Origin of the sequence: Moritella sp. PE36, assembly GCF_000170855.1 — a bacterium.
GTDB lineage: Bacteria > Pseudomonadota > Gammaproteobacteria > Enterobacterales > Moritellaceae > Moritella.
In genome coordinates this window covers 20,554-31,992 of the sequence record NZ_ABCQ01000054.1, presented here as the reverse complement: position 1 = coordinate 31,992, position 11,439 = coordinate 20,554, and the positions used below count along the sequence as shown (strand labels likewise).

Sequence of the window (11,439 nt, the reverse complement as noted above, 5' to 3'; positions counted from 1 at the left end):
CAACACAAAGTAATGCACCTACGGCAAAGGCGGTTAAACTGATCAATTTGGTTTTTATTTTCATCTTACGTAGCTTCCGTGTTAAATCGCGACGATTAACTTTTTTATCAGATTAACGCTATCATATTTTGTTAACGGGGGTGTTGTTAATCGTTTTATTGAAAAAATGCGTGGTTTCACAGACAAATTAATGAGTTATTTGTTGCGGGGTAAATATGACGACTCCAGTTGAAGTGAGGGAGGCCCTCCAAATACTTGATTAAAGACCTCCTAGGACGCTGAAGAAAATGAAATTAACGATTTACGTCACATCTCAATCCATTAGCGTCCGCAGTCATTTTCTAACATCCACGTTTTAGTGATAAACCACATTGTTTTCAATATAGATAATATCTACACGGCGGTTCTTAATACGCCCGGCACGGGTTTTATTTGACGCGATTGGGTTTGCCTCGCCTTTCCAAGCAGTATTAATCACTTGTTTATTCACTCCTTGTTTAATAAAGTAATCACGTACCGCTTCGGCACGTTTTTTAGAAAGCTTGAGGTTATAAGCTTCTGGGCCACTGGTATCGGTATACGCCACTATTTCCACATTGATCTCTACATGGCTAGCAGACATTTTTTTAGCTAATTTTGCTAAGGCGCTGCTATCGCTAATTTCTGCACTATTAAACTTAAATAAGGTATTGCTATTAAGTGTTGTGGGTACAATCACAGGCTCGGCTGGTGGCACTACTTTAGGTGCTGGTTTGTTCTTGCCAAATTTATAGTTAATACCCACGCTGAACTCATACAGGTCATCTTCAGTATTAGGAACATCACCAATTAAACGATAACCCGTATCCAATTCTAATTGTTGTGATATTTGGTATTTAAGACCAATACCACCACTGAGGTTTAAGTCATTTCCAATAATACTATTACCCACTTTGGCGTATAGGGCTGCGCGATCAGATACATGGTAGCGTCCCAGTAAGTAAGTTGAAAAAGCGACTAGTTTCTCTGGCTCAGCACCCTGTTTAAATTTACCAAAAGAGCTTAAGTCGGATTCAACTGATAAAAAATCATTAAAATTATAACCCGCTACAACCCCCATACTGGCAGTAGATGGGTCCGGATCACTTGTTTGGTTAGCCGCTTCAATATCTAATACCGTTGCGCCTAGTTTACCACCTAGGTACCAGCCGCCATCATCATTAAAGGATTCTGCAAAGCTTGCATTAGTCGTTAATAATAAAAAAATGCATAAATAAAATCGGCTCATAAGCTCACCTCAAACATGATTGTGAAATCATCGGCATAGGTTTTTTCTTCAACATCTTTAACTGAAACATTGTCGTAACTAAGACCCAGTGTAAAGGGAATTAAGCTAGCGCCCGGTGAATGGATTTCCGCTTTACCATCTGCCACGACTTTACCCTGTTCGACTAGTTGGCTACCTGCACTGCAACCTTGGCAAGTGATGTTATAAGGAATAGAGGTTGAACCACCACTGACTGGTTTTAAGCGGTAATCGTCAACGGCTTTATTAATCAGTTCAAACTTCAGGCCATTCTCAAAATACCCCAATGCTGAAATTTTAAAACCCGTTAAGCCACTCACTGTGTGTGCCGTAGTATCATACTTAGGCACGATATGGCCATTGCCTAAAACATTAATACGGCTTAATACACTAGGGCTATAGCTAATTTGTACTGAGAAAGTAATAGGCACATTACGGTAAGTCTTTACCGTTTCCGAGCCCTTTGCAAAGAAACCATAACTGATCACTGCACTCACTGTACCTGAGTAAACTCCTTTTTTTTTGCCTTTTAGTTGTGTGATTAAAATGCTTTTATCAAGCTTGATAATCGGCTGCACAGCGCTAAATGGCACCACAAGATGATTGTAATTAAGGATATTATCGGAAATACAAAAACCACTACCACTGGTGCGTTTAACGGTAATAATACCCATCATGGTTGTTTCATCACAGCTTGGGTAAATATCTGAGTACCAGTCACCTTCCCAGGTTGGATCTGGCTGATAATTCACACCACTGAGTGTGAGTGGCACAGAGGCATGCTCACTACCACTGCTTAACGTTATAGTAAGGTCAGTTGGCGAGGTATAAGTACCCGGTACCCAATTTTGTGTTTCAGGTAAACGCGCAGGTTTAAACCAATAGTTAGGCGTAATGTATTCACCATTATTACTGGCGTTATACCATTCTAATTTTTCACCGGTTAACTTACCATTGATGGTAAAAGCATGGGCATTAACGGCTAATAAACACAGTAATAATAGGTAACGCATATTATTGGCCTTGTCTTAAGGTAACTTCTTGTTTAAATGTTTCATCATGGTTAAGTAAAATCACATCTAAGTTTTCTTGTTGTAGTTCTTCAGGCACATGTAAAACACGTGTTCTGCCCGCAAGTAGCGTAAAAGTAGCAGTACATAGAGCAGGTTTCTTGCCATCTTCTTGCTGTGCTGATTGATTATCCTTACATTGATCAATCAACAGGGTAAGCATGGTATTACCACTGTTTTTAGCGGTGATGTTAGTGCCATCATAACTTGCTTGGTAATCAACGTTGCTTTCTGATGCCGGGATAATGTAGTAGGGTGCAAAGCCAAATAACATGCTAATTTTTGACTGATCTTCACCTTCGTTAGTATAAGAAACCGGTTGAATATGGATTTGGAAAACCTGATCTAAGGAACGGTCACAACTGTCGCCACAGATGTTTTCAATTTGAATATCTTTAACCATATTTGGCTCAATCACTAACTTTGATGGTTTGGTTGCTATCTGCCAGCTATCTAAATTTTTACGGGTATAGGGCGTTTTGATAATCTGATTGTTTTTTATTTCTACTTTAGAGACTGAGGTTTTTAAGAAATAAGTAATATTATCGGTATTATCTAGAGTTAAAATACCCGCTTTATCATCTGCATTGACTAACATTAAACTGCTAATCGCCATTGCTGATACCGGTGTTGTACTGATTATTAAGCACATCATTAAAAGTTGTTTAATTGTTTTCATCATTTAATCCCAATTCAATGTAAAGTTGTTTGAATCAAAGTTGTTTAAGGCGTACAGGTTTAATTCATTTAATAATGTTTGCTGCATTGCTGTTAGCATCTCGGTGGTTCTTGCATAAAGGTATTGGCGTTTACCCACTTCACGAGAGATTGTCTCAATACCTGCATCTTTCAATTTTTGTGCCGTTTGTGGGTAATCAACTTCGCTGTCAAAAACACCCAAGAAATAATATTGTTTGCCATCAAGCTCAATTGCTTGGTTATTGTTATTTGCCAGTGACCAAGCACCTTCTTGATATAATCCAGGTAAGCAGTAGTTATTACCGACATTGCTAATGGTGCTTGAGTTTCTGTCTAAGCTGGGTGTTACACAGGTTTGGTTGTGTGAAAACAGTTCGTAATCCGCACCTGCAATGACAGAGACTTTAAATACACCCGGTTCAATTTTTTCTACATCTACACAGCCTTCACCAGCACATTGCACCTCTGATACCGCGTTATCATTAAGATCATCAAATGAGGTGATAAAGGTTTTAATTTTTACCAAGTCCATGTCTAAACTGATCACTGTACCGGGTAGTGCGTAGCCATTGGCTTGATGCTCATCGTCACTGATGTAGTTAGAAGACTCGGTATCTAAACGCACGTTAAAGTCTTTGTATTTATCAATGGCGATAACCGTATCTTGTTGATCTATATTGTCGTTATAACCGAGTTCTTGCTCGTGATAGACAGATAACAGGCCTCGGTGTTGATCGGCATCCTGTTGGCTCTGTGCATCCACGATAATGTAAGCATCACTCTTCTCTGCCGTGAAATACAATTTACCGCTATTAGAAATAACCTGCGTGGTGGATAGATTCGCGTTTAACGACTTAGTACCATCTGAGCTAACGTAGGCATAAACATCACTATTTAAAACACTATTATGGTAATTTGCCGAACTACTGATATCGCTATCAACACTGCGTTCATAATCACTGCCCATATAAGTCACACCCACTTCGGTATTAACCGATAGATTGTCACTGAGTTGCTGATTGTTGCTGATACTATTACGGAACTCTTCCACACCTTGGTGGCCTAAGTTCATTGACGAATTAGCGCTCCAATCCATTGATAATGGTACTGACCAAAGAATGCCGGCGTACCAACCATCATTATTCCAACGGTAATCTTCACTTTGATAAGTAGCAGAAAAATTTAACGTTGAGTTAGCAATAAAAGCATGTGAATAACCTGCACTCACTGACCAGTAGTCGCTTTGATCCACATATTCTTGGCCGTTGTTCGCCTCATCAACTTTATTATTCACAAACAGCAAATAACCTTGCCCAGCATAAACTGTTGCTGACACATTAAGCGTTAAACGCTGGTAACCAATATTGGATAACATGTAGTTATCTAAACTGTATTCACCGTCTGCAGAATGGTAACGTTCGTAACCAAAACCTACATTGTAGATATTAGTATCGGCGGATAAAAACTGACTGCCATTATCAAACCGTGCGTATTTCACATCCGCATTTGCGTATTCTGCGAAGGATTTTTTAGCCCCGATTTCAACCATCGTATTGTCTACATTAGTTAATAAACGTGTACCCACTAACGTACTGTCCAATAGCTGATAAGTGGCTTTTGCTTCTACAAAGCTATTTTCCTGTAACCACAGGTCGTATTGTTGTTTATTTTCAGGTTCAGTTAGTGAATTTTCACGGTCGTTTTTTTCATCGTAACGATCATTTAACAGGCCCGCTGAAAAGCTAAAGTCATACTCACCTTGGTTCAGTGAAAAAGAGCTGTTATTAAAGATTTGTTGTTTCTCGGTTAATAATTCACGACCACCCGATATCACCACAATAGTGGCCATGTAAGAGCCATAGGGTAATTCGCGAAAAGATAAATTCTGTTGCCCTGCATCAACATTTTTACTGTAAATAAGGTTACCTTCGCGGTACACCTCAATACGGCCTTGGTTAGGTAGTAGGTAATACAAGCTACGGTTATTCTGCTTGCCACCGCTTATTAAGTTGTTTGAAGAGGAGTAATTCACGACATCCTGTGAATAACTGCCGGTTAAATCTAAAAAAGCAGTACTATTTTGCTCGTAACCATACTTAAAGTGACCTAATTGAAAGCGACGTTTTTTAAATTCGTAATCGTAGGAGAGCTGCTCAACATCTAAGTCACTGCTACTACTGTCAAGGTAAAGGCTACTGCGTACATTACCGTATTTGAGGCCTAACAAGCTTTTGTCACGTAAAATAAGTGAAGAACCACTATTGTTAAAGTAGTGATAATTAAAGTCCATGCTGTTAATGAAACCGTAAAGGTCATTGTTTGAGTCATGGAATATTTTACTGGTTTTGCTTTTGTCTAATAGTTTGTTATTAGCAAAAAAGGTAATGTGTTTTTGTTCGTAATCGTAGGAAAATGCAAACTCGTCAGGGATCATTGTGCATTCAGCGACCTTACCGTGGCAGGCGCTGGCATTGATGATATTGCTGGTCATTTTATTAATGATGTTAGTAATCGCCTGCTTTTTAATATTGTTTTGTAGCAGGTAGTTTTCGATTTTATTGATACTGCTTGCCGACAGTGTTGCCGATGTGGGTGTTGAAGTTACCTTTACCGTGAGCAGGTCCGTTGCACTGGCCATTTCAAAGGTAAACAGTTCCTCGTGTCCTTGATAGAGATCGGCAAACTCAGCGGGAATAATAATGCCTTCACTTTGAATCGACGCGTGACTTAAGCTGATATTCACCATCAATGCGATGATTAATAGATATCTGATTTTCATATCTCTAACTCCACACTGAATTGAATTGCACCACTGCAGTTATCATCACCGTAGTGAACGGGGTCGAAGGAAAGGTCTACATCCAGGGTGCGATATTTACCCTGTGTATTTAATTCATCTAAGCTTTCATTAATGAAGGTATCACCCTTAAACATCTCTTTACCGGCCAACCACACGTGAGAAAAATCTTTGCTTGTAGTGGCTAAACCAGCACTGTCATAACATTGTGATTGTTTTTCAACTAAGGTCAGGGCAAAGCTGTCTATTGGATCTGTTTGTGTAATATTGGTTTGTAGTTGTAAAACATCGGAAATGGGTTTGAATTGATAGTTTTTTGCGTCAAATTCGAGTTGCCAATTATTTTTCACAAATTCAAATTCAATAATTTCGCGATCGTAAAATTTTGCGAGTTCAATATGGGTATCAACACGAAATTGATGTTGTAAAGATGAAGAGTCACCAAGCGCATTTACATTCATGCAAACGAATAATAAGCTCATAAATATAAATAAAGGATGACAAAAAACGGCTAGATAACTCTTCATAAGTGCTCCAAATGCCAATTACATTAAGATGGTTCTGCTATTTCCGTAATTGGCAATAAATAATTGGCAGATTATTAAATGGCTTTAGAAGAGTTGATAACGGCATGGACTTCGATGTTTTGACCAACTGCTAATGCTGCCGTGGTAGGCGTTGTATTTTCGGTAGTGAAAGTCACTGTACCCGCCGTTGCCGCAACTGGTGTTGCTTGTGTCATTGGCGCACCATCTAAATTAACCGTGGTGCCAATTGCTGAAGTATCTGTAGTACCAATCACGGTATCTAATGCGCTCATTGTCCAAGATGCATCATTGATGATGTCACCCACAGCGGCAGCATCTTCACCGGTAACAGCAGTCCCAGCAGCACAACTACCAGCAGTCGTACCATCATCACATGCACGGTAATGTAATTCTAAAGAGATTCTGTCTGAAGTGAATACACCTGTGTTATCCGTTACCACAAGACCGGCAGAGTCTGCATAAGGTAATGCGCCACCTGGGCCGGTAATGATCACTTCATCACTTGGTGTTACTGAAGGAACGACACCTTTCCAATGTAATGTTGTTGTTGCATCAGCAGCAAAAACAGATGCAGAGGCTGTTAATAAAACGATTGATAGTAATAGTTTGTTTTTCATAGTTAACCCTAATTAAGAAAGTTTAATCAACCCGCTTAACGATTAATTAACTTGATAACAATAAATTGTTAAAAAGTTTTATTAGCTAAGCTTCGTGTAACTATGATAAAGGTTTGATGTTTTGTGATACACGTCACATCTAAATTTGAGAATGTAGAAATGCCTACCTGTTAATTTTTATTAATAAGTATATTGCGAATGAAGTCATTATAGCGCTGGGGCTAGAGGGGGATTGGGATCGATATAAGGCTCTTTTTTAAAGTGATAAAAAACCACAAAATAGTTATTATTTTGTGGGAATAGCAATCCACTTAATTCGTTTCACTCGCTGACTGACTGACTAAGTCGACCAGCGACAAGAAGAATAAATTAACCGGATGCTATAAAACTGTGTTGATAGCGAGATATTAATTATCGTATTTATCAAGCTGACCATTATTATCGATATCTTTATTACCATCAAAGGGAGCAATGGTATTGTCATGATAATCGCCCACAATATTACTATAACGGCTTTGATAATTACCTTTACCCGCGCCTTTATCCTGATGTAAAAATTCAAAACTATCTAATACATCATCACCATCGCTGTCCGATAAAATAGGCTGAGAGCAATATTCAACATCACCCGCGTGATATTCAGTGCGATTAACTAAACATTTATTAATTTCACTTTCCGTGGATAAACCATCTTTATCTAGATCTACTAAATCAGGGTAAACATTGCCACTCGCATCTTCATTGGCAAAACGTACCTCTGGATAAACACTAATATCAGAGCCGGGTGACGCAATGACCGCTCCATTCATTTTAAAATCAAGATACAGACAGCCGGTTAAAATATACGGATAAGAGACTTCACCGTGTTTAGGTTTGTTCTCACAGGTTAAGCTGCTATGCAGTTCTTCCAATGGAGAGTAAAGTTCCCAATGATCTTGATGAGCGGTTTTATTGCCACGCGCAAAAAAGGTACTTCGGCCTTGTCCTAAGGTCGCGGTATAAGTACCAGTAGAGTTTCCCGAATCGCCAATAATATTATTATGATGATCTCTACCACCGTATGCCTTAAGGCCCTTATGGGTTAATATTTTTAATTCATTATCAATCAATAACGCCACTGCATTGGCGGTATTTTCATAAAACTTTACTTTTTTACGGTTGCTGTGCCCTATATCTCCAAAGTCGAGTGTCATGTTCAGGGTTTTACCGCCCTCAGAATCAGGTAATTTTTCTTGGTGGTGCTGTGCATAACCATTAAATTCTAAATAATAGTGATCACGCGCTTCGTTACTACCACTATTGTTTTTGTCCGCGCGATCATCTTCAACCATATACATATAAGTGACATAATTGGACGCTTGTTGATAACTCATTACCCTTCTTGCAACTCTTTTTCCCTTAGAATAGGTATTCCCATCGGCGTCTTTACCATTAAAGGAAACATATAAGTCACCTTGATCGGTTAAAGCTGCAATACCTCTTAGCACCTGTGTTGCTTTAACTATCTTGATATCTTTGTCATTCATGTCTTTGATAAATTTCAGAAAAAAGTTAGTGTCTTTATCATTGTCTAAACTTGACTCATTTTTCCAAAAAGAGTAACTACTCTGATCCTTGTTGAGACAATAAAAACTACCCATTTGTCTAGCCCCAGTGGGTGCATCCCAGCATTGAGCTACTTTGCCTATATGTTTTGTCCAATCTTTGCTGTACATCGAGCCATCGGGGGTGTTAATAGTGTAATAAGTTGCCGTGCCATCATTAAAAAATACCACCGCAGAATATGGACCAAAGCTGTCCACTTTTTTAATATCAGTTAAGCTTAAGGCATTCATTTTGTCGGTGAATTTCTTGTATGTAAGGTTAGCGGTGCCAGTGATTTGATTATGCACATTAAGGTCTCCCGCTGCAGTTACCTCAAAAACTAGCCCGCCATAACCTAGGATACGATCCGAATAGGTGAGGCCATAATAAACCTGACTAGTTGCCGGTAATGTAATGATATTTTTTATCTCTTGCAGTCCATTATCGGCGGCAAATAAGATAATTTTATTTTTACCCCCATTTTCACTGCTCACATCAATTTTGAAATTACCAAAACCAATGTTTTTAAGTCCTGTAGCATAGAGGCTATTATCGTGCATATAAGGTATTAAATCGTTTGTAAATGGTCGCATTAAGAGAGTACGGCCGGCCGCCCCCAGTTCCCCATCACCAAATAGTTTGATAAAACCATGAAAAGAAAACTCAAGAATACCTTCGCGGATATAATCGGTTTCAATGGTGATAGTGCCACTGCTAATACCATCTACCTCGTGGTCATAAACGGTATAGTTCACCGTATAGATAGCTTTACTATCACCACGGAAAGTAAAAGAGGTATTGGTCACAGCATTAGCATCTGCTAGTTTCACTTCTGCATTAAAGGCTTGTATTGAGACTAATTGAATTCTGTCACCTTCGGCATCTTCTACTAAAGGCCCAAACCCGGGAAAATTCATAATATCCAAAGTCAGTTCACTACCAACCCCTTGGGTACGGTCATAGGTGGCATCATTAGCTATTGGGGCTGTATTGATATCCCCGGAAACATCAATATTGATCAGACCAGTAAAGGCTAAGCCATTATTATCAACCACTGAATAGCTAACCTTAGTGAGGCCAATATCAACGGCGTAATAATTAAAATCCCCCTCTTCAGTGATAAAAGCTAAGCCACTACCTGCTACCATTGTTGATGTTTCAAATACAGGATTGTTCATCGCTAACAACTCACTGCTTAACTCATCGTAAACACTAAATGTAATCGTTTCACCGACCGAAGTGGCTTTATTGATATCTGGCAGTAGATTGTCTTTAGGAATCTGTTGATGATCGTTACGCGCTGTTTGCACACCTTGTACTGCTGAAAAGGTTATAGAAGCCCAGGCGCTTTTTTCTTCGCCTTTGCTGCTAACTGTATAACGGTAATCGCAACTTCCCGCTTTGTTGGGGCTGATAGTAAAAGATTGTTGTTCAGCATTAATATTACTTATCTGACAGGTCTGTGAATCACTTAATACTTCAATGTTTTTTAAACGGATATGGTTAGCTTTGCTATAAGCCACATAGTTGGAAATATTAAACGTCAGTGGCTGATTCGGCTGGGAAAATTGCACTGAAGTATGAAAGTCCATCGCTGATAATTGTGCATCGATGATTGGTGGAGGTGTCGGTGGGGTAATTGGCTCTGGTGTGCTGTTACCTTCACTTTCACAACCAAATAAAACAGCCGTGAATACAGCGAGAGAAATATATTTAAAAAATAGTTTCATTATCACCTCTGGTTATTTATCAGCAACACTGATTTTAGAATGAAACCATTTTAGATAAATAAACCATAGGTAACAGGGCAAGTCGATAAGCAAGAATTCAACTATGCCTAGTGCTTAATAATATTAAAGAGTTACTGGATAAAGGATTGGTGCTCTTTTATCCAAGTGATCACGCCATGGTTTGATAGAAAATCCTCGCGTTTGATAGACATTAGTTTACTTTGGCCCTGCGTACTCTCTATTTCAGTTGAGAATTCATCAACTAACTCAAAGCCAATATTTTGGTATATTTTACCCATATTAGTATTGATAACGATACAGTATATCTCTTTGATATCAGAATTTTTGCAGATGATGTCTATCATGCAGAAACAGTTATAAAGCCACCAATCGAAGTTAAAGCGAGTGAAGGTATGGCTAAATAAAAACTTATCCTTACTTACTCCTAGCTCTCGGGGTGTGCGATAAAATCCTTTTACATCTGCAATAAGGCGCGCTTTTTCACTGCCATCGTGCACGGAGTACAATGCATGGGCGCATAAACGCTGCTCTTCATCTTCACATGTCACCATAAATAGCTGATTACTCTGCTGCAGATTAACCGCCGCTGCTATTCTCTCTGTTAAGTTCGCTTTAGGCAGATCAAATACTCTTGAAGTCGCCGCGTTAATCTTTTCAATCTGTTTCACATCAGCAAGTGGATGAGTGGCGCTATAACGAATAAAGTTAGGTTTATCGATGGGGTAATAAGCACGTAATAATACCTCCTCCTCTTGATAATGCAGATCTGCTAATTTTTGAAATTTATTACTTTTGGTCTCTGATAACTTAAGATCGAGCTTACACAAGTAGTCTAATTTATCGTATTTAGCAAAACTTAATAGTTGCACAATACGCAGTGTGGAAGGCATAGAAACGTTACGTTCCCAGCGACTATAAGTAATTAAATCAAGGTGCTCAAAGCTGTCATCAAAGAGAGAAAGTTGCTCTACGATTTCAGCTTGTGTAAGGGATAACTCATGACGAATTTGTTGTAACAAAAAAGATAGTTCCATTAAGTTCCCCGTGATATTAGTTATCAAACACCTATTTTGTTAAATACTAGCAAG

Annotated in this window: 8 protein-coding genes; all 8 read right to left on the bottom strand. The window is 38.9% G+C overall.

Translation table 11 applies throughout. The annotated features are described in order from the left end of the window. Window positions 1–355: 355 nt before the first annotated feature. Window positions 356–1,267, bottom strand: coding sequence for an OmpA family protein (locus tag PE36_RS19925; protein ID WP_006033888.1), 912 nt, complete (start codon window positions 1,265–1,267; stop codon window positions 356–358). Then, entirely contained in the window at window positions 1,264–2,298 is a 1,035-nt protein-coding gene (locus PE36_RS19920) for a hypothetical protein (RefSeq protein WP_006033887.1), read from the bottom strand. The genes PE36_RS19925 and PE36_RS19920 overlap by 4 nt, the downstream gene beginning before the upstream one ends. Before the next feature lies 1 nt (window position 2,299). Continuing rightward, window positions 2,300–3,037, bottom strand: a complete 738-nt coding sequence (locus tag PE36_RS19915) for a hypothetical protein (RefSeq protein ID WP_006033886.1) — start codon at window positions 3,035–3,037, stop codon at window positions 2,300–2,302. Beyond that, on the bottom strand, window positions 3,038–5,833 hold the full coding sequence (locus PE36_RS19910) for a TcfC E-set like domain-containing protein (RefSeq protein WP_006033885.1): 2,796 nt from the start codon (window positions 5,831–5,833) through the stop codon (window positions 3,038–3,040). Continuing rightward, complete coding sequence (locus tag PE36_RS19905) at window positions 5,830–6,378, bottom strand: hypothetical protein (protein ID WP_043994892.1); 549 nt, start codon at window positions 6,376–6,378, stop codon at window positions 5,830–5,832. The genes PE36_RS19910 and PE36_RS19905 overlap by 4 nt, the downstream gene beginning before the upstream one ends. 74 nt (window positions 6,379–6,452) lie before the next feature. Continuing rightward, window positions 6,453–7,016 carry a hypothetical protein gene (locus PE36_RS19900; RefSeq protein ID WP_006033883.1) on the bottom strand — a complete coding sequence of 188 codons (564 nt, stop codon included), beginning with the start codon at window positions 7,014–7,016 and terminating at the stop codon, window positions 6,453–6,455. Between the two features lie 407 nt (window positions 7,017–7,423). Continuing rightward, window positions 7,424–10,330 (bottom strand): hypothetical protein, encoded by a 2,907-nt coding sequence (locus PE36_RS19895; protein ID WP_006033882.1) that lies wholly within the window; start codon window positions 10,328–10,330, stop codon window positions 7,424–7,426. A gap of 131 nt (window positions 10,331–10,461) precedes the next feature. Continuing rightward, window positions 10,462–11,385 (bottom strand): hypothetical protein, encoded by a 924-nt coding sequence (locus PE36_RS19890; protein ID WP_006033881.1) that lies wholly within the window; start codon window positions 11,383–11,385, stop codon window positions 10,462–10,464. Between the last annotated feature and the right edge of the window lie 54 nt (window positions 11,386–11,439).

What these genes read in the sequence shown, in the direction of transcription:
- PE36_RS19925 (WP_006033888.1), bottom strand. Translation starts at nt 1,267, where the DNA reads ATGAGCCGATTTTATTTATGCATTTTTTTATTATTAACGACTAATGCA.
- PE36_RS19920 (WP_006033887.1), bottom strand. Translation starts at nt 2,298, where the DNA reads ATGCGTTACCTATTATTACTGTGTTTATTAGCCGTTAATGCCCATGCT.
- PE36_RS19915 (WP_006033886.1), bottom strand. Translation starts at nt 3,037, where the DNA reads ATGATGAAAACAATTAAACAACTTTTAATGATGTGCTTAATAATCAGT.
- PE36_RS19910 (WP_006033885.1), bottom strand. Translation starts at nt 5,833, where the DNA reads ATGAAAATCAGATATCTATTAATCATCGCATTGATGGTGAATATCAGC.
- PE36_RS19905 (WP_043994892.1), bottom strand. Translation starts at nt 6,378, where the DNA reads ATGAAGAGTTATCTAGCCGTTTTTTGTCATCCTTTATTTATATTTATG.
- PE36_RS19900 (WP_006033883.1), bottom strand. Translation starts at nt 7,016, where the DNA reads ATGAAAAACAAACTATTACTATCAATCGTTTTATTAACAGCCTCTGCA.
- PE36_RS19895 (WP_006033882.1), bottom strand. Translation starts at nt 10,330, where the DNA reads ATGAAACTATTTTTTAAATATATTTCTCTCGCTGTATTCACGGCTGTT.
- PE36_RS19890 (WP_006033881.1), bottom strand. Translation starts at nt 11,385, where the DNA reads ATGGAACTATCTTTTTTGTTACAACAAATTCGTCATGAGTTATCCCTT.